Annotated in this window: 17 protein-coding genes; 11 read left to right on the top strand and 6 right to left on the bottom strand. The window is 66.8% G+C overall.

The window, feature by feature from the left end; genetic code table 11:
* Positions 1–4: 4 nt before the first annotated feature.
* The 4 genes from kdpB to N7422_RS14120 all read left to right on the top strand — a co-directional run bounded on the left by kdpB (position 5) and on the right by N7422_RS14120 (position 6,144).
* A complete protein-coding gene (kdpB, locus tag N7422_RS14135) occupies positions 5–2,059 on the top strand; it encodes a potassium-transporting ATPase subunit KdpB (RefSeq protein ID WP_279807105.1) in 2,055 nt (684 codons plus the stop codon).
* A gap of 13 nt (positions 2,060–2,072) precedes the next feature.
* Complete coding sequence (gene kdpC, locus N7422_RS14130; protein ID WP_279807104.1) at positions 2,073–2,636, top strand: potassium-transporting ATPase subunit KdpC; 564 nt, start codon at positions 2,073–2,075, stop codon at positions 2,634–2,636.
* Positions 2,637–2,797: 161 nt separating this feature from the next.
* Positions 2,798–5,452 (top strand): sensor histidine kinase KdpD, encoded by a 2,655-nt coding sequence (locus N7422_RS14125; RefSeq protein WP_279807103.1) that lies wholly within the window; start codon positions 2,798–2,800, stop codon positions 5,450–5,452.
* Positions 5,449–6,144 carry a response regulator gene (locus N7422_RS14120; protein WP_279807102.1) on the top strand — a complete coding sequence of 232 codons (696 nt, stop codon included), beginning with the start codon at positions 5,449–5,451 and terminating at the stop codon, positions 6,142–6,144. Before N7422_RS14125 ends, N7422_RS14120 begins: the two co-directional genes overlap by 4 nt.
* A 195-nt stretch (positions 6,145–6,339) precedes the next feature.
* Here the strand turns inward: N7422_RS14120 and lysA are convergent, their stop codons facing one another.
* Complete coding sequence (lysA, locus tag N7422_RS14115) at positions 6,340–7,569, bottom strand: diaminopimelate decarboxylase (RefSeq protein ID WP_279807101.1); 1,230 nt, start codon at positions 7,567–7,569, stop codon at positions 6,340–6,342.
* Between the two features lie 227 nt (positions 7,570–7,796).
* On the opposite strand from lysA, the gene N7422_RS14110 reads away from it, so the two are divergent.
* Entirely contained in the window at positions 7,797–8,723 is a 927-nt protein-coding gene (locus tag N7422_RS14110; RefSeq protein ID WP_279807100.1) for a LysR family transcriptional regulator, read from the top strand.
* 4 nt (positions 8,724–8,727) lie between these two features.
* On the opposite strand, the gene N7422_RS14105 is transcribed toward N7422_RS14110, so the two are convergent.
* Positions 8,728–9,027, bottom strand: a complete 300-nt coding sequence (locus N7422_RS14105; protein WP_279807099.1) for a hypothetical protein — start codon at positions 9,025–9,027, stop codon at positions 8,728–8,730.
* Between the two features lie 18 nt (positions 9,028–9,045).
* Positions 9,046–9,597, bottom strand: a complete 552-nt coding sequence (locus tag N7422_RS14100; RefSeq protein WP_279807098.1) for a hypothetical protein — start codon at positions 9,595–9,597, stop codon at positions 9,046–9,048.
* On the opposite strand from N7422_RS14100, the gene N7422_RS14095 reads away from it, so the two are divergent.
* The 4 genes from N7422_RS14095 (at position 9,587) to N7422_RS14080 (ending at position 12,915) form a co-directional block, all read left to right on the top strand.
* Positions 9,587–10,441 (top strand): helix-turn-helix transcriptional regulator, encoded by an 855-nt coding sequence (locus N7422_RS14095; protein ID WP_279807097.1) that lies wholly within the window; start codon positions 9,587–9,589, stop codon positions 10,439–10,441. The two genes, N7422_RS14100 and N7422_RS14095, sit on opposite strands and share 11 nt — an antisense overlap.
* Positions 10,442–10,513: 72 nt before the next feature.
* Positions 10,514–10,852 (top strand): hypothetical protein, encoded by a 339-nt coding sequence (locus N7422_RS14090; protein ID WP_279807096.1) that lies wholly within the window; start codon positions 10,514–10,516, stop codon positions 10,850–10,852.
* A 90-nt stretch (positions 10,853–10,942) separates the two neighbouring features.
* Positions 10,943–11,383 (top strand): EF-hand domain-containing protein, encoded by a 441-nt coding sequence (locus tag N7422_RS14085; protein ID WP_279807095.1) that lies wholly within the window; start codon positions 10,943–10,945, stop codon positions 11,381–11,383.
* Positions 11,384–11,562: 179 nt separating this feature from the next.
* Entirely contained in the window at positions 11,563–12,915 is a 1,353-nt protein-coding gene (locus N7422_RS14080; RefSeq protein WP_279807094.1) for an MFS transporter, read from the top strand.
* Positions 12,916–12,971: 56 nt separating this feature from the next.
* Here the strand turns inward: N7422_RS14080 and N7422_RS14075 are convergent, their stop codons facing one another.
* Both N7422_RS14075 and N7422_RS14070 read right to left on the bottom strand, forming a co-directional pair.
* Positions 12,972–13,607 carry a flagellar biosynthesis protein gene (locus N7422_RS14075; RefSeq protein ID WP_279807093.1) on the bottom strand — a complete coding sequence of 212 codons (636 nt, stop codon included), beginning with the start codon at positions 13,605–13,607 and terminating at the stop codon, positions 12,972–12,974.
* 136 nt (positions 13,608–13,743) lie between these two features.
* A complete protein-coding gene (locus tag N7422_RS14070; protein ID WP_279807092.1) occupies positions 13,744–14,571 on the bottom strand; it encodes a helix-turn-helix domain-containing protein in 828 nt (275 codons plus the stop codon).
* A 224-nt stretch (positions 14,572–14,795) separates the two neighbouring features.
* On the opposite strand from N7422_RS14070, the gene N7422_RS14065 reads away from it, so the two are divergent.
* Positions 14,796–15,110, top strand: coding sequence for a DUF2834 domain-containing protein (locus N7422_RS14065; protein ID WP_279807091.1), 315 nt, complete (start codon positions 14,796–14,798; stop codon positions 15,108–15,110).
* Positions 15,111–15,200: 90 nt separating this feature from the next.
* Positions 15,201–16,364, top strand: coding sequence for an ATP-binding protein (locus N7422_RS14060; protein ID WP_279807090.1), 1,164 nt, complete (start codon positions 15,201–15,203; stop codon positions 16,362–16,364).
* A 12-nt stretch (positions 16,365–16,376) separates the two neighbouring features.
* Here the strand turns inward: N7422_RS14060 and N7422_RS14055 are convergent, their stop codons facing one another.
* Positions 16,377–17,192, bottom strand: a complete 816-nt coding sequence (locus N7422_RS14055; protein WP_279807089.1) for a carbon-nitrogen hydrolase family protein — start codon at positions 17,190–17,192, stop codon at positions 16,377–16,379.
* Between the last annotated feature and the right edge of the window lie 254 nt (positions 17,193–17,446).

Below are 17,446 nucleotides of genomic sequence, written 5' to 3'. Positions count from 1 at the left end.
GATGATGAACATGCCCCTTCCCGAAGTGAAAGCGCGCCATGGCGCCAAGGACCAGACTCGCTTCAGCGCGTTGTGGCGCCCGGCCCTGGTCCAGGCTTTCGTCAAGCTCGACCCGCGTCAGCTCAAGCGCGCCCCGGTGATGCTGGTGGTGGCCCTCACCGCCGTGCTGACCACCCTGCTGTGCTTCGCTCCCGGCAGCGGAGTGAGCACCGGCGTGGCGGTGCAGATCGCCCTGTGGCTGTGGTTCACCGTGCTGTTCGCCAACTTTGCCGAAGCGCTGGCGGAGGGCCGTGGCAAGGCTCGTGCCGACAGCCTCAAGGCTGGCACCCAGGGCCTGATCGCCAAGCGCCGCAAGAGCGATGGCGCGTTCGAGTCCGTCGCCGCCACCCAACTGCGCAAGCATGATGTGGTACGGGTGGTGGCCGGCGAGCTGATCCCCGGTGACGGCGAGGTGCTCGAAGGCATCGCCGCCGTCAACGAGGCGGCCATTACCGGCGAATCCGCCCCGGTGATCCGCGAGTCCGGCGGCGACCGCTCGGCCGTCACCGGCAACACCCGCCTGGTCTCCGACTGGCTGCTGATCCGCATCACCAGCAACCCGGGCGAGTCGACCCTGGACCGCATGATCGCCCTGGTCGAAGGCGCCAAGCGGCAGAAGACCCCCAACGAAATCGCCCTGGACATCCTGCTGATCGGCCTCACCCTGATCTTCCTGATCGTGGTGGTGACCCTGCAGCCGTTCGCCCACTTCGCCGGTGGCGACCTGCCGTTGATCTTCCTCGCCGCGCTGCTGGTGACGCTGATCCCGACCACCATCGGTGGCCTGCTCTCGGCCATCGGTATCGCCGGCATGGACCGCCTGGTGCGGCTGAACGTGATCGCCCGTTCCGGCCGTGCGGTGGAGGCGGCCGGTGACGTGCACACCCTGATGCTCGACAAGACCGGCACCATCACCTTCGGCAACCGTCGCTGCAGCGCCCTGCATGCCGCCTCGGGCGTAACCGCCAGGGAACTGGGGGAGGGGGCGTTGCTCGCCTCCCTGGCCGACGACACCGCCGAGGGCAAGTCGATCGTCGAGTACCTGCGCCAGCTGCATGATTTCGCCGAGCCAGCGGCCGATCAGTACGAGGCCATCGCCTTCAGCGCCGAAACCCGCCTGTCGGGCATCGACTTCCAGCAGCACCGCTACCGCAAGGGTGCCGTCGACGCGGTCCTGTCCTTCTGCGGCCTGCAACGCCTGGAGCTGCCCGCCGCGCTGGCCCGTGAAGTCGAGCGCATCGCCCAGAGCGGTGGCACGCCGCTGCTGGTGTGCGTCGACAAGCGCCTGCTCGGCGTGATCCACCTCAAGGACGTGGTCAAGCCCGGCATCCGCGAGCGTTTCGCCGAACTGCGCAAGCTCGGCATCCGCACCGTGATGGTCACCGGCGACAACCCGCTGACCGCCGCCGCCATTGCCGCCGAGGCGGGCGTGGACGACGTGCTCGCCGAAGCCACCCCGGAGAAGAAGCTGGCGCGCATCCGCCAGGAGCAGAACGACGGCCGTCTGGTCGCCATGTGCGGCGACGGCGCCAACGACGCCCCGGCCCTGGCCCAGGCCGACGTGGGCATGGCCATGAACGACGGCACCCAGGCCGCCCGCGAGGCCGCCAACATGGTCGACCTGGACAGCGACCCGACCAAGCTGCTGGACGTGGTGCAGGTGGGCAAGGAGCTGCTGGTGACCCGCGGCGCGCTGACCACTTTCTCCATCGCCAACGACGTGGCCAAGTACTTCGCCATCCTGCCGGCGCTGTTCGCCGCCATCTACCCGCAACTGGGCGTGCTCAACCTGATGCACCTGGCCAGCCCGCAGAGCGCGATCCTCTCGGCGATCGTGTTCAACGCACTGATCATCATCGTGCTGATTCCCCTGGCCCTGCGCGGGGTGCGGGTGCAGGCCGCCAGCGCCGCCCACCTGCTGCGGCGCAACCTGCTGATCTACGGCCTGGGCGGCATTGTCGTGCCGTTCGCCGGGATCAAGCTGATCGACATGCTGCTCAACGCGCTGCACCTGGTTTGAAGGAGTGAATGACATGAGTGCCTATGTACGTCCGGCCCTGAGCCTGGTCCTGCTGATGACCGTGGTCACCGGCGCGCTGTACCCCCTGGCGGTGACCGGCATTGCCCAGGTCGCCTTCCCTGACCAAGCCAATGGCAGCCTGGTGCGCGACGACCGCGGCGAGGTGCGTGGCTCGGCCCTGATCGCCCAGGAGTTCAAGGGTGAGGGCTGGTTCCAGTCGCGGCCTTCGGCGGCGGCCTATGCCACCGTGGCCAGCGGCGCGAGCAACCTGTCGCCGAGCAACCCGGCGCTGGCCGAGCGGGTCAAGGGCGATGCCGCCGCGCAATACCAGGCGCAGCTGGGGCCGGTCCCCCAGGCCCTGCTGACCACCTCCGGCAGTGGCCTGGATCCGCACCTGCCGCCTGAGGCCATCGCTTACCAGCTGCCGCGTGTGGCGGCTGCACGGCAGGTCGCGCAAGAGCGCTTGCAAGCGCTGGTGAATGACGCCACCCTGCGTCCACTGGTCGGGCCGCCGGTGGTGAATGTGCTGGCGCTTAACCAGGCGCTGGAGCGTCTGGCGCCGATGGCCGTGCACTGAGGGTGAACAATCACCTGTGGGAGCGGCCTTGCGTCGCGGTAAGGGCTGCGCAGCAGCCCCGGCAATCGTAGCGCCACCGCTGAAATCCTGGGGCCGCTTTGCGGCCCTTTCGCGATACAAGGCCGCTCCCACAGTGACCGTGAACAAGCAAAGGATGAAACATGAATGACTCCGCCCGCGCCGACGCGCTGTTGGCGGGCCTGCCCCGCGAAGGCCGGGGCCGGCTCAAGGTATTTCTTGGCGCCGCGCCCGGGGTCGGCAAGACGTTCGCCATGCTGCAGGCCGCCCACGCCCAGCAGCGTCAGGGCGTGCAGGTGGTGGCCGGGGTGGTCGAGACCCACGGCCGCGCCGAAACCGAGGCCCTGCTCGGCGGCCTGACCCAGCAACCGCTGCTGCGTAGCGAGTACCGCGGCGTGAAGCTGGAGGAAATGGACCTCGACGGCCTGCTCAAGGCCGCGCCGCCGTTGGTGCTGGTCGACGAGCTGGCCCACACCAACGCCCCCGGCAGCCGCCACGCCAAGCGCTGGCAGGATGTGCAGGAGCTGCTTGCCGCCGGCATCGACGTGTACACCACGGTCAACGTCCAGCACCTGGAAAGCCTCAATGACAAGGTCCGCGACATCACCGGCGTGCAGGTGCGCGAGACGCTACCCGACTGGGTGCTGCAGGAAGCCTTCGAGCTGGTGCTGATCGACCTGCCGCCGCGCGAGCTGCTCGAGCGCCTGCGCGAAGGCAAGGTGTACGTGCCCGAGCAGGCGCGGGCTGCCATCGAGGCTTATTTCTCCCAGACCAACCTCACCGCCCTGCGCGAGCTGGCCATGCATACCGCCGCCGCCCAGGTCGATGCGGACCTCGCCAGCGGCTACCGCCAGCGCGGCCAGGAAGCACCGGCCCTGCGCGGGCGGTTGTTGGTGGGCATCGATGGCGACGACCAGGCCGAGCGTCTGGTGCGCCATGCCAGCCGCGTCGCCCAGCGCCGCCACCTGCCCTGGAGCGCGGTACACGTGGATAACGGCCGCTTGCGCGACGAAACCGCTCGCCACCGTCTGCAGGCCGCCCAGCAGTTGGCCGAGCGCCTTGGTGGCGAAGTGGTGCTGCTGCGCGCAGGCGAGGTGGCGCGCACGCTGATCCAGCATGCCGCCGAGCGTCGCGCCAGCCTGGTGCTGGTGGGCCAGTCCCGCGACCTGCTGCGCCGGCGCCTCTTCGGAGCGGGCGTCGCCGCGCGCCTGCTGCGCGAAAGCCACGGCCTGGAAATCAACGTGCTCGATCGCGACGCCCAGCCGCAACCGGCCCGGGCGGCGGTCAAGCGCGTGTGGGTATGGCGTCACTACCTGCTGGCGCTGTTCGCCACGATGCTGGCTACCGGCCTGGCCTGGGCGGTGTCGAGCATGCTGGCGCTGCCCAACATCTCCCTGGTGTTCCTCGCCGCCGTGCTGCTGGTGGCGGTACGCAGCAGCCTGGGCCCGGCGCTGGCCTGCGCGGCGTTGTCGTTCCTGACCTACGACTTCCTGTTCATCCCGCCGAACTTCTCCTTCGCCATCCAGCGGGAAGAGGACGTGCTGACATTGGTGTTCTTCCTGCTGATGGCCGCGCTTACCGGCAACCTTGCCGCTCGCCAGCGTCGCCAGTTGCAGGCCCTGCGCGAAACCCAGGCGCAGACCAACCAGTTGCTCGACCTGTCGCGCCGCCTGACCGTGGCCACCGACCGCCAGGCCGTGTTCAGCGCCGCCGGCCAGCATATGGATGGCTGGCAGGACGTGCAGGTATGCCTGATGGAGCGCAGCGCCGACGGCCTGCTGCAAATCGCCAGTGGCGGCACCCATGCCTTCACCGACAATGAACGCGCCGCCGCCGAGTGGGCCTGGCAGCATGGCCAGGCCGCAGGCTTCGGCAGCGACACCTTGCCCCACGGCCGCTGGTGGTGGTGGCCGCTGGCGGTGGAAGACCAACCCCTCGCGCTGCTCGGCATACGTCCACGCGATGGCGAACCACTGAGCGCGCAACGCCGCCGCCTGCTGATGGCGCTTGCCCAGCCCCTGGCCCAGGCCCTGGCCCGCGCCCGCCTGGGCGAGCAGCTGGAGGCCGCCCGCCTGCACGGTGAAACCGAGCAACTGCGCAGCGCCTTGCTCGCCTCGGTATCCCACGACCTGCGCACACCGTTGACCTCGATGCGCGGCAGCATCGACAGCCTGCTGGCCCTGGGCGACGCCATCCCCCCGGATGATCGTCGCGAGCTGCTCGAAGGTACCCGCAACGAAGCCGAGCGCCTGGACCGCTATATCCAGAACCTGCTGGACATGACCCGCCTCGGTCACGGCACGTTGAAGCTGGCCCGCGACTGGGTGGCCCCGGCCGATATCGTCGGCAGTGCCCTCAATCGCCTGCGCGTGGTGCTGGCGCCCTTGCGTGTGCACACCGAGGTCCCGCCCGAGCTGCCGTTGCTGTTCGTGCATGCGGCGTTGATCGAGCAGGCGCTGATCAATGTGCTGGAAAACGCCGCCCGTTTCTCCCCGGCCAATGGTCGGCTGGAGCTGCAAGTCTCGGTGCGCGATGAGCAACTGTGCTTCGCCGTTGCCGACGAGGGCCCCGGCATTCCCCAGGACGAGCGCGAAAAGATCTTCGACATGTTCTACACCGCCGCCCGTGGCGACCGCGGCGGGCAGGGCACCGGCCTTGGCCTGGCGATCTGCCAAGGCATGATCGGCGCCCATGGCGGGCGCATCCTGGTCAGTGACGGCATCGATGGCCAGGGCACCTGCATCACTCTATGCTTGCCGCTGCCGACCCAACCCGATAGCGAAAGTGAAGCCCCATGAGCCAAGCCGCCACCCTGCTGGTCATCGACGACGAACCGCAGATCCGCAAGTTCCTGCGCATCAGCCTGGTATCCCAGGGCTACAAGGTGATCGAGGCCGCCACCGGCACGGAAGGGTTGAGCCAGGCCGCACTGAACAAGCCCGACCTGGTGGTGCTCGACCTCGGCCTGCCGGACATGGACGGCCAGCAGGTGCTGCGTGAGCTGCGTGAATGGAGCGCGGTGCCGGTGATGGTGCTGTCGGTGCGCGCCAGCGAAGTGCAGAAGGTCGATGCGCTGGATGGCGGGGCCAACGACTACGTGACCAAGCCGTTCGGCATCCAGGAGTTCCTCGCCCGGGTGCGGGCGCTGCTGCGCCAGGCGCCGCAGGCTGGCACGCTGTCATCGGCGGCGAGCTTCGGACCGCTGGTGGTGGATTTCGCCTTTCGCAAGGTGACGCTGGACGGGGCCGAGGTGGCGCTGACGCGCAAAGAGTATGCGTTGCTGGCGCAACTGGCCGGGCATCCGGGGCGGGTGATCACCCAGCAGCAGTTGCTCAAGGACATCTGGGGCCCGACCCATGTCGACGATACCCACTATCTGCGCATTGTGGTGGGCCACCTGAGGCAGAAGCTGGGGGATGATCCGATGGCGCCACGGTTCATTATCACCGAGGCGGGAGTGGGGTATCGACTGGTGACGCCGGCCCTGTAGGAGATCACACAGCCCTTCCGGGCTGCGCTGTCGCGCAGGGAACTGTTCCCCTGCGGGAGCGGCCTTGCCGAGGCGTCGGACCGGTCGGAAAGGGCTGCAAAGCAGCCCCCAGCAATTTCGATGGTGGCTCGGAATCTGGGGCCGCTGCGCGCCCCTTTCGCGACGCAAGGCCGCTCCCACAGGCAAAGCTGGGCTTTATACACCCAGCTCCAGTGCCAGAAGCTCCTGTACGGTCTGGCGTCGGCGGATCATGCGCAGGTTGCCCTGTTCGATCAGAAACTCAGGCAGCAACGGGCGGCTGTTGTAGTTCGACGACATCGACGCCCCGTAAGCCCCCGCATCGTGAATTACCAGCAGGTCACCTACCTTGGCCTCTGGCAGTTGCTGCGGTGTCAGCTCCTCGTCGTTCTGGGTGAACACATCCCCCGACTCGCACAGCGGCCCGGCCACCACGGTCGGTTGCAGCGGGCGGCTCACGGGACGGCCCACGGCATCGAACAGGCTCATGCGGTGATAGGCACCGTACATCGCCGGGCGCATCAGGTCATTGAAGCCGGCGTCGACCAGGATGTAGTGCCTGTCGCCCATCTGCTTGACGGCGCGCACCTCGGTCACCAGGCACCCCGACTCCGCCACCAGGAAACGCCCCGGCTCGATCTCCATGCGCACGGGATGGCCGAGCATGGCTTCGATCTCAGCCCGCGCCACTGCCCAGGTGCGGGCGTAGCGTTGCAGGTCCACCGGCTGGTCGTCGCCACGGTAAGGCGTGGACAGCCCGCCACCGATGGAGAAGGCCTCTATGTCCACGCCCAGTTGGCCGATCAGCCCGACCATCGCGCCAGCCACCTGCTCCAGGTGCTGGTAGTCCACGCCGGAGCCGATATGCATGTGCACGCCCACCAGGTGCAGGCCGTGCTGTTTCACGCAAGCCAGCGCCTCGGGCAGTTGCTCGTGCCAGATGCCGTGCTTGCTGTTTTCGCCACCGGTGTTGGTCTTGCGACTATGGCCGTGGCCGAAGCCGGGGTTGATGCGCAGCCATACCCGATGCCCGGGAGAGCGCTCGCCCAGCTGGCGGAGCATGTCGATGGAGCCGGCATTGACCTCGATCTTCGTCTCGACTGCTCGGGTCAGGGTGGGCTGGTCGAGCACGTCGCAGGTCAGCACCACGCCGGCCGGGTCGCCGTCCACCGTCGCGCCCGCCGCGAAGGCCCGCTCCATCTCACCCAGCGACACGGCGTCGAGCACCAGGCCGCGCTCGCGCATCAGGCGCAGGACGTGCAGGTTGGGGTTGGCCTTCTGCGCGAAACGGACCGTATCGAAGTGCTGCTTGAGCTGGTCGATGCGCTGCTGGATGGTCTGGGCGTCGTACGCCCACAACGGGGAGCCGTGCTGGCGCACGGCGTCGGCCAGGAGGGTGGTGGTCATGGTGGTGTTCCTTGTAGTGGATACACCGATGGTGAGGGAGTTGCCTGATCCAGAAAAATAGCTATTTTTCCCTAGTCGATTCATATTTGATATATCTGCGCGAGCCCTGTGGGAGCGGGTTTACCCGCGAGCAGGCGACACGCTGGATGGCACCGGCGTTGCCGGTGTTCGCGGGTAGACCCGCTCCCACAATGAGCTACGAGCCCTCAGAGATCCTGCATAGCCCCATGAAACTCACCATCCGCCATATCGAAGTGTTCCGCGCCATCATGGCCGCCGGCAGCGTCACCGGTGCGGCCCGTTTGCTGTTCACCTCGCAGCCCACCGTCAGCCGCGAGCTCGCGCGCATGGAGCAAGTCAGCGGTTTGAACCTGTTCGAGCGCGAAGGCGGGCGCCTGGTGCCCACGGCGCAGGCCTTGTTGCTGATTGAAGAGGTCGAGCGCGCCTTCGTCGGCCTGGAGCGCATCGACCGCTTCGCCCAGGCCATCCGCAACTTCGAGCAGGGCCGGCTGGCCATCACCTGCCTGCCGCTGTTCTCGCAAACCTTGCTGCCCAGGGCTTGCCAGCGCTTCCACCAGCTACACCCGGGCGTGAGCGTGAGCATCGCCGCCCAGGAGTCGCCGCTGCTGGAAGAGTCGCTGGTCGCCCAGCAGCATGACCTGGGCCTGACCGAAACCGGGCAGGTGCCGCGCGGCGCGGTCGGGGAGCCGCTGTTCAGCGCCGACATGGTCTGCGTGCTGCCCGAGGGGCATCCGTTGCAGGCCAGGACGGTGCTCGAACTGCAGGATTTTCACGAGATCGATTTCATCAACCTGGCCAGCCTGGACCGCTACCGGCAACAGCTCGACCAGCACTTTCGCGAGGCCGGGGTGAACCGGCGCACGGTCATCGAGACCACCAGCGCGGCCTCGGTGTGCGCGATGGTCCGACAAGGGCTGGGCGTGGCGATCATCAACCCGCTGAGCGGGCTGGAGGCGGGGCAGGGTGGGTTGCCGATTCGCAGGCTGCGTATCTCGGTGCCCTACCAGGTGATGCTGATCCGCCCGGAGCACCGACCAGCCTCGGCGGTGCTGGAGCCGTTCTGCCAGGTACTGCGGGTTCAGGCGCGGGAGATGGAGGCGGCGTTGGCGAAGGGCTGCCATGGCACGACCTGATCGCTCATTGGGACGAGGCCATGAACCTTCTGAAACAGAGCCCCGTCACCCGCCGTTCGGCGACCAGATCGAACAGCACGCTCAGGCACTGCAGATGGAAGTGCGCGGTCATCCGCTCGACGCAATCCCAGTGGCCGGTAATGATCCATCGTTCATCCGATGAGACCGCGTGCTTCAGGCTGTACGCCACACAACCCGAGGTACGATTCAACACCTCCAGCAAGCCTTCCAGTTTCACCTGGAGCGCGGCTGCCGAACCGTTGGCCGGAATGATCTCAACGGTGTTGATTGCAACCAGACCCATGAAGATTCCTCCCCGGATTCACTTTGCCAGCAGCTGGTTCGCTACCTTGAAGGCTTCTTCCCGGCTGGCGACGACATACAGGGGATAGCCCCAGAAGGCTTCGAACTTGGGGGCGAACAACTGGGCGGCCTCCTGTTTGCCGGTATCCGGCTCGATGAGGATCTGCCCCCTGACCCAGGCGCGCAATGCGGCCTTGTGGCGCTTCATCCAGAGTGCCAGCTGTTTCTGTTCTTCATGGGTGTGCTCGTGTTCTTTCTGCTTGGCCCGTTCACCGTCCAGCAGAACGAAAGGTTCAGCACCTGCCAGTAGCGCTTCGAAGGCTTCGAAACCCTGGTCCCGGGTATCGATGGCAGCACCGCTATCCATCCAGACCAGCGGAAAATAAGTGGAATCCAAAAGCATTGATGTCGTCCTCTGTGTTGGCTGATGCGCCATCCCCTTGCGTGAACAGGGCCTTGGCGACTTGGATGCACGATAGCGAGGCAGCTCATGGACGTCATTGCGAAATCTTGTCATTCTGTTTTTCATTTCGGCCAAGAGTTCGCCAAGGACCCGCACCATGGAACCCATGACCACCGAGCACCTGACCAGCACCTGGGATGTCGATGGCATTCCCCGTCAGGTCATCGCGTTGAGCGCGGCCAGGGTGGGCCAGGACTGGGAGCTCGCGCCGCATCGCCATCGCAAGGCGCAGTTGATCTACACGGTGCGCGGCATGCTCGACTGCGAGGTGGACACCGGCGTGTGGATCGTGCCGCCGCAGTGCGCGGTGTGGATCCCCGGTGGCCTGCTGCATTCGACCCGGGGCTCGGGCGAAACCGAGTGCCACTGCCTGTTCGTCGAACCCGAGGCGGTCGAGCATCTGCCGACCACGTGCTGCACGCTGGCGGTATCGCCGCTGCTGCGCGAGCTGCTGCTCAAGGCAAGCGGGTTCGAGCCGCTGTATGCCGAGCAGGGGCCCGAGGCGCGGTTGATCGCCACGCTGCTGGACGAGCTGTGCGCCGCCCCCGTCGAGGACCTGCACCTGCCCATGCCGAACGACCGCAGGCTGCGCCAGCTGACGCAAATGCTGCTCGCCGACCCGGCCAGCAATGCGCCGATCGGTGAATGGGCCAGGCGCATCGGTATGAGCGAGCGCAACATGAGCCGGTTGTTGCTGCAGGAGGTCGGCATGAGTTTCGGCCGCTGGCGACGGCAGCTGCACGTGATCCTCTCATTGCAGCGCCTGACCCACGGCGAGAGCGTGCAGGCCGTGGCGCTGGCGCTGGGCTACGAAAGTGCCAGTGGCTTCGTCACCATGTTCCGCAAGGCCATGGGCAAGCCGCCGGCGCGCTACCTGCTCGAACGCGGCGCCAGCGGGGACGCTGAAGCCGGGCGAGGGATCGTGCTGTCCGCCGAGGCCAGGAAAACCTGAACGATCTGCGCCAGGGGCGAGTCAACACCTTCAGCAAGGATCGAAAACGGTCCGCTTCATGAGGGATTCGCCATGAGTACGCTGACAATCGAAGGCTGGTGCAAAGGTGACGGCGAGCGCAGGTCCACCCCGGTGGGTGATATTCACTTCGACATCCAGGGCCCGACCCATACGGCGCTGGAGCAGGCCGAAGAGCGCCTGCAGCAGAGCCACGAGCGCGAGGCGATGGTGGAGGTCGACATGGAAACCTTGAACCTGGTCCTGCCCGAGGGCTACGGCCCCTTGGCCGACTGCCGCCTGCGCGTGTACCTGAGCGACGATGAGCGTGGCCAGTTCCACCTGGTCGGGCATCGGGCCAGCGACGGCAGCCTGATCTACACCAACGCGGTGTTGATCGCTCAGTTGAGCTGAGCGCCGCCTAGCACATTCGGGCTATGGATACGGGATCGCGCCGCGGTTACGGTGCTGGCTTTGCCTTGAACTCCGACAGGACGTCTGCCCATGCGCACGCTCATTCGCCCGATCTCCACCGGCCTGCTGCTCGGGTTTCTGGCCTGCCCGGCGCTGGCGGCCGATGTCGACGACCTCTTCCGCGCGCAGGACAGCAACGGCGATGGCGCGCTTTCCGAAGCCGAAGCGCGCGCCGCGGCCCCGGCGATGTTCCGGGTCATCGATGCTGACGGGAACGGCATCGTCCGGGTCGACGAGATCGCGGCCAACATCGTCGCCGAGGCCGGATCGGGGGTGGCCATTCCGGCCGAAACGCTGGCCTCCATTGCGCAGGGCACGCTGGTGCAGTGGGATGGCAACCGCGACGGCAAGGTCACCGAGCAGGAGTTCGCGGACGCGGCGGTGGCGCTGCTGATGCTGGCTGACACGAACGCTGATCGCCTGGTGACCGGCGAGGAGCTGCGACGTTTTCGCGGCGAGCAGGTCGACTGAAGCCGGATTCAGGCGGCCGAGCCGGCCCGCCTGGCCGTGGCGTTTGCCAGCGTGCGCGCGGCTTCGGCCATCACTCGATATCAACGCGATCAATGTTGGCAGACGCCTTCCCCATTCCCCCTCTAGATTCCGTCTGGCGTGCTGGAAGCCCCTAACGAAAACAACGAGGGATCCCGACTATGCCCACCGCCACCCAAGCGTCCAACGCCTGGCGCATCCTGTTCCTGTTGTTCCTGGCCAACCTGTTCAACTTCTTCGACCGCACCATCCCCGCCATCGTCATCGAGCCGATCCGCCTGGAATGGCACCTGAGCGACTTCCAGATCGGCATCATCGGTACCGCCTTCACCTTGGTCTACGCCATCGCCGGGGTGCCGCTGGCGCGCCTGGCCGACACCGGCTCGCGCAGCCGCCTCATGGGCTGGGGGCTGGTGGTGTGGAGCGGGCTGACGGCCGTGAACGGCATGGTCGGCAGTTTCTGGAGCTTCCTGCTGGTGCGCATGGGCGTGGGCATCGGCGAGGCGAGCTATGCGCCGGCCGCCAACTCGCTGATCGGCGACCTGTTCCCCGCTGGGCGGCGGGCGCGGGCGATGGGCATCTTCATGCTCGGCCTGCCGCTAGGCCTGTTGCTGGCCTTCTTCACCATCGGCGCCATGGTCGAGGCGTTCGGCAGCTGGCGCGCGCCGTTCTTCATCGCCGCCGTGCCCGGCATGCTGCTGGCGCTGCTCATCTTCATGATCCGCGAGCCCGCGCGCGGCGCCGCGGAGTCGGTGGCCATCTCCCAGGCCCCGCTGGACCGCCCGCTGCGCCGGGTGCTGAGTGTGCCTACCTTCGCCTGGCTGGTGCTGGCGGGGCTGACCTTCAACTTCGCCACGTACGCCTGCAATTCGTTCATGGTGCCGATGCTGCAGCGTTACTTCGCGCTGCCCCTGCACGATGCAGCGGTCGCCACCGGGATGATCGTCGGCCTGAGTGGCCTGGTGGGCCTGACCCTCGGCGGCTGGGTGGCCGACAAGGTGCACCAGCGCTTTGCCAACGGTCGCCTGATCTTCGCCGCGCTGAGCATGCTGACGGCCACCCTGTGCACCGCCTGGGCGCTGCATGCCGGGCGCGTCGAGCTGGGGGTGTTCGTGGCGGTCTTCGGGATCGGCTGGCTGTTCTCGTACAACTTCTACACCTGTGTGTACACCGCCATCCAGGACGTGGTGCAACCACGCCTGCGGGCCACGGCGATGGCGCTGTTCTTCGCCGGGCTGTACCTGCTCGGCGGCGGGCTGGGGCCGGTGGTGGTCGGCGGGCTGTCGGACCACTTCGCCGTGGCGGCCATGCAGGCGGCGGGCGAGCTGGCGATGAGCGAGGCGTTCAAGGCCCAGGGGCTGCATGACGCGATGTACCTGATCCCCGTGGCACTGCTGCTGACCATGGTGTTTCTGCTGGCGGCGTCGCGCTGCTTCAGCCGGGATGCGCAAAAGATGCGGGAGGGGATGGTGATCGACGGCGGCTCGACAGGAGGGCGGGTGGCCGAAGCCTGATGGCTTTCACGCTACCCATGGCGGCCTGTCACCGAAGGCCGCCACGGGCGTGGTGCTTATGGCCGGGCTTTGCCCAGTTGCTTGCCGGTCTCGGTGACGATGGCGTTCAGGCCTTGTTCGTTGATGGTCTTCCAGTCACTGTCCGTTGCCATTTGCATGCTGTCGCGCGCGCTGGTGACGATCTCCAGGGGCGCCGCATCCGGGTGTTCGATCTTCAGGCGGGCCTTGTTGTTGACGGCCACGGTGAAGGCGCCGGGGGAGAACCAGGACCAGTACTCGATGATGTGCACGTTCACCGCTGCGGCACTTGGCGAGGGCGTGCTCACGACCTGGTAGCCAGCCTGCTGGTAGGCGGCTGCAACCGCGTTGCCCACCAGTTGCGACACGGTGCGCCCCGACGGCAGTACCACATCGCCCAGCCCTTTGCCGAAGCCGTTGCGCTTGCGCCCGATGGCTCGTTCAGTGATGCGGGTGTCGTGGATTTCATCGTTCTTCAGCGAAGGAATATCGGCGCTGCGCGGGTTGATCTGGAACACGCGCTCGTCCACCGCGCTGATGTACACCTGCTGCCCTTGGCCGGGCGCCGCGGCCTGCGGGGCCGGGCCGCTCACGTCCACCTCGGAACGGTTGGTCGCACAGCCCACCAGCGAAGCGAAGGCGATGGCGGCGGCGGTGGCTTTGAAATACGTCATGGTTGCTCCTGAGCGGTTCGGTCGTCCTTTGTATTCCAGCGCTCGAGGCGCCGGCGCGCAGGAGCTTAGCGGTTGAGCGATGCCGGGGGAAGAGCGGTTGTGGCCATGCGCCATTATCACTGGCATCGCCTGGCACTCACCCAGGCTCTGTATTGCGCGCCAGCCACTCGTCGTAGGCCGCCGTCATCGTGCGCCACGTTTGATTGTCGGCGGGAACCAGATGCTCGATGCGCAGCGAAGCCACCGTGATATCCAGCGGCATGCCGAAGGTGGTGAAGGTGGACAGGAAGCGCAGCTCGCCGTCACCCGTGCGCACACGGGTCAGCACCACCGGTGACAAGGGCGTGTCCGGCGGCAAGGCGGGCGCGACGGGCAAGCCTTGCAGCCGGTGCGCAAGCGCTGGATTGGTCGCCGCTTCCCTGGTCGCCCGTTGCCAGGCGATCGCGCGTATCTCTTGGGCATTGACCAGATGATCCCCCAACCCGCCCGGGCGCAGCAGCGTGTCCAGCAGGTTGAGGCCTTGCGTGCTGCCTGCCGGTATGCCGGCCATGGCGAACAGCAACCCGGCACTGGCATTGGCCGTGGTGATGTCCCAGTCGCCGGTGATGACGATGGCGGGTGCGGGGTTGTTGGCCCGCAGGATGTGCGCCACCGCGTCGTGCACCATTTTCAGCGCCGGGGCGTCTGGCGCCGAAGCTGCATAGCGTGGCGCGTAGCCGGCGGCGAGGAACACCTCGTTGCAGTGATCCAGTGGCACGTCCAGCGCGCCGAGCAAGGCATGCAGGGTGCTCGGGCTGGCCTTGGCGCGGCCGGTTTCCACGCAGCTCAGGTGGCGTTGCGACAGGCCGGCCAGCAATGCCAGGTCGAGCTGGCTGAGCCCGGCCTGGCGCCGCAGGCGGCGCAGATGTTCCCCGGCATGGGTGGCGGCGGGCGGATGCGTGGGATGAAAGGGGTGAGGGCTCATGCTTCGACTCTGGCTGTCCTTGGGTGAAGCGTCCATGACCTGTGAGGTCATTGAGGCGGGGACGACTCTATCACTACTGTGCCGAGGCCGATCACCCAGGTGCTGCGGTGAAGACGTGGGAGCGGGTTCACGCGCGACACGGGTGCCAGGCAGCGCAGTGCTTGCATTGCGGGCAAGCCCGCTCCCGCAGGTTCCTGACAAATCAACGAGTGATGTGGAGTCCTATGAGAATCGAATGGATGGCGTTACCGGTGTTGCTGATCTTCGCGTCGTATACCGGCTGGACCATGGCGAACGCCGAGCAATCGCTGATTGCCTTTGGTCGCGAGCTGATGTCTCGACCCGATACCGCACAGGTTGTGTTCGACCTGTATGTGATGGCGGGGCTGGGCTGTATCTGGATGGTCCGTGACAACCGCACACGCGGCGGGTCGTTGCCTGGCGTGTTGCCCTATCTGGCGCTGACGCTGGTGTTCGTTTCGCTCGGGCCGCTGCTGTATCTGGTGGTCAAGGGCATCGCCAGCAGGCGTGGGGCTTGAGCCACGCCAGGACCGCCTGGCCAACAATGGCTTTACATTGAATTATTCCCTGCCAATAATTATTGATATCCCATAATTATGGATAAACCGATGGCAGATATCTTCCTGCGCCCGGAACTGGCGGCCGACATGGCCAGGCAGCTGCTCGAACCCTCGGCGCTGGATATCGGCCTGCGGTCCGGGTTGTTCCTGTCTGGCCTGCGGCGCACGGGCAAGACCACCTTCCTCAAGAATGACCTGATCCCCGCGCTGGAAGCCAAGGGCGCGCTGGTGATCTATGTCGATCTGTGGAGCGACACCCAGACCAGCCCGGTAAAGCTGGTGCACGCCGCCGTGCGCAAGGCCCTGCTCGATCTGCAGAGCCCGGCTTCGTCGTTCATGCGGCGGCTCAAGGCCCTGCGTGGCGCCGGGGTGGAGCTGGCCGGTTTCAAGTTCGGTTTCAATCTGGACACCCTGGGCGAAGAGGGCGGCGTGACGCTCGCCTTGGCCCTGACCGAGGTGGTGGACCAGGCCAAGGCGAACGTGGTGCTGATCGTCGACGAAGTGCAGCACGCCATCACCACCGAAGACGGCCAGCAGATGATGCTGGCGCTGAAAGCCGCGCGCGATGCCATCAACCCTCGGCCCGCACCCGCGGGCCACTTCCTGTTCATCGGCACCGGCTCGCACCGGGCGATGGTCAACGAGCTGACCGCGCGGCGTAACCAGGCGTTCGTCGGTGCGACCAACGTGCCCTACCCGCTGTTGGGCAGTGACTATGTCGCGTTCTGGCTCGAGCGGCTCGCCGCGGACGGTCTCGACAACCTGCCCACGCTGGAGGTGGCGACCGAGGCGTTCAAGACCCTGGGCAGCCGGCCCGAGGAGTTCATCCGCGCCCTGCGCCAGCTGATGCACACGCCCACCCTGGGCTCCGGGCCGGACGATGTGCTGCCGGTGATCGCGGCCACCTTGCGTTCGGCGGCGGCGGATCTTGAACTGATGAAGGTCGAGGAGCTGGGCGTGCTGGCTCAGGCGATCTTCGCCCGCATCGCCTCGGTGGACGGCGAGACGCGCGGGGTGTTCTCCAGCGAAGCGGCGGGGGAGTATTCGAAGTTTCTGGGGCGCGAGGTTCGCGTGGAGGAGATCCAGCCTGTGGCCAACGACCTGCTCGCCGCCAACCTCATCATCCGCCGCGGGCACGGCCTGTATGGCGTGACCGACCCCTTCGTGCAGGAGATCTGGCGGGAGCGCCAGGCGCTGCTGGGCAAGCGCTGAGGCGTCCGGCTGTCAGCCGATGATCAGCTCCCGCAGCCCATTGGCATGCTCGACAGGCTCGCCGGGCAGCCTGATGCGCTGGTTGGCGCTGTAGTCATGGAAGGCCCGGGCCTTGTCGATCAACGACAGGTCCAGGGTCACGCTGTGCCGTGACTCGCCGCGCCCGGCCTCGAACAGTGTCCGGCCATATGGATCCACCGCCAGGCTCGCGCCGACGAACACACAGCCATCCGGCCCATCGCCGACGCGGTTGGCGACCACGGCGAACACCTGGTTCTCCATCGCCCGGGCCATCACCGACACCCGGTGCACATGGTCCTCCGGTTCGGCCAGGCCGTCGGTGATCAGCATCAGCTGCGCGCCGAGCACCTTCAGCGCCCGCGCCGTCTCGGGGAATTCGCTGTCGTAGCAGATCAACAGGCCCAGGCGCACGCCGCGCCATTCGACGGTGGCGAAGCGGTCGCCCGGCACCACGATGCCATGCTCCGGCACCCACAGGTGGGTCTTGCGGTAGGTGAGCAGGATGCCCTCGGGGGCGATGAACAGGGTGGTGTTGTAGAAGGTGCCGGCGGCGTTCTCGTACAGCCCCAGCACCACCGCGACATTGCGCTGGCGCGCCGCCGCGACCACGGCCTGCACTGCATCGCCATCGATGGCTGCGGACAGCATGCCGACGTCATCCGCCGTGAGAAAACCGGTCAGGTGCGACTCGGGGAACAGCAGGATGTCGGTGTCCGGCGCGCACCGGGCCAGGGCCTCGAGGATGCCGCGCAGGTTGTGGGCGGTGTCGCCGTCGCGGGTTGTCGTCTGTACCACTTCGATCTTCATGGGCAATCCGTCTCGCTGGGCCCGACCCTTCCGCGGGCGAGTGACATTTGCGAAGGGTGGTGCAAGTATGAAAACAATCACTGGCAAAACAATCACTTCGACGGGTTAACCCGGGGGTAGGGCATGGGCTTGAGCCTGCAGGATCTTTCGTGGCACCAGGGCGTGGCCCACTGCATCGAGCACCTCGCCATCGAGGCTTGCCGTCCCTCCATGGAGACATCCCGAATTTATGCCCAAAGCCTAGCCCGTGTAGG

The organism is Pseudomonas sp. GD04091 (assembly GCF_029836165.1).
GTDB lineage: Bacteria > Pseudomonadota > Gammaproteobacteria > Pseudomonadales > Pseudomonadaceae > Aquipseudomonas.
This window is presented reverse-complemented; position numbering and strand designations above follow the sequence as displayed.

What these genes read in the sequence shown, in the direction of transcription:
- kdpB (WP_279807105.1), top strand. Translation starts at nt 5, where the DNA reads ATGAACATGCCCCTTCCCGAAGTGAAAGCGCGCCATGGCGCCAAGGAC.
- kdpC (WP_279807104.1), top strand. Translation starts at nt 2,073, where the DNA reads ATGAGTGCCTATGTACGTCCGGCCCTGAGCCTGGTCCTGCTGATGACC.
- N7422_RS14125 (WP_279807103.1), top strand. Translation starts at nt 2,798, where the DNA reads ATGAATGACTCCGCCCGCGCCGACGCGCTGTTGGCGGGCCTGCCCCGC.
- N7422_RS14120 (WP_279807102.1), top strand. Translation starts at nt 5,449, where the DNA reads ATGAGCCAAGCCGCCACCCTGCTGGTCATCGACGACGAACCGCAGATC.
- lysA (WP_279807101.1), bottom strand. Translation starts at nt 7,569, where the DNA reads ATGACCACCACCCTCCTGGCCGACGCCGTGCGCCAGCACGGCTCCCCG.
- N7422_RS14110 (WP_279807100.1), top strand. Translation starts at nt 7,797, where the DNA reads ATGAAACTCACCATCCGCCATATCGAAGTGTTCCGCGCCATCATGGCC.
- N7422_RS14105 (WP_279807099.1), bottom strand. Translation starts at nt 9,027, where the DNA reads ATGGGTCTGGTTGCAATCAACACCGTTGAGATCATTCCGGCCAACGGT.
- N7422_RS14095 (WP_279807097.1), top strand. Translation starts at nt 9,587, where the DNA reads ATGGAACCCATGACCACCGAGCACCTGACCAGCACCTGGGATGTCGAT.
- N7422_RS14100 (WP_279807098.1), bottom strand. Translation starts at nt 9,597, where the DNA reads ATGGGTTCCATGGTGCGGGTCCTTGGCGAACTCTTGGCCGAAATGAAA.
- N7422_RS14090 (WP_279807096.1), top strand. Translation starts at nt 10,514, where the DNA reads ATGAGTACGCTGACAATCGAAGGCTGGTGCAAAGGTGACGGCGAGCGC.
- N7422_RS14085 (WP_279807095.1), top strand. Translation starts at nt 10,943, where the DNA reads ATGCGCACGCTCATTCGCCCGATCTCCACCGGCCTGCTGCTCGGGTTT.
- N7422_RS14080 (WP_279807094.1), top strand. Translation starts at nt 11,563, where the DNA reads ATGCCCACCGCCACCCAAGCGTCCAACGCCTGGCGCATCCTGTTCCTG.
- N7422_RS14075 (WP_279807093.1), bottom strand. Translation starts at nt 13,607, where the DNA reads ATGACGTATTTCAAAGCCACCGCCGCCGCCATCGCCTTCGCTTCGCTG.
- N7422_RS14070 (WP_279807092.1), bottom strand. Translation starts at nt 14,571, where the DNA reads ATGAGCCCTCACCCCTTTCATCCCACGCATCCGCCCGCCGCCACCCAT.
- N7422_RS14065 (WP_279807091.1), top strand. Translation starts at nt 14,796, where the DNA reads ATGAGAATCGAATGGATGGCGTTACCGGTGTTGCTGATCTTCGCGTCG.
- N7422_RS14060 (WP_279807090.1), top strand. Translation starts at nt 15,201, where the DNA reads ATGGCAGATATCTTCCTGCGCCCGGAACTGGCGGCCGACATGGCCAGG.
- N7422_RS14055 (WP_279807089.1), bottom strand. Translation starts at nt 17,192, where the DNA reads ATGAAGATCGAAGTGGTACAGACGACAACCCGCGACGGCGACACCGCC.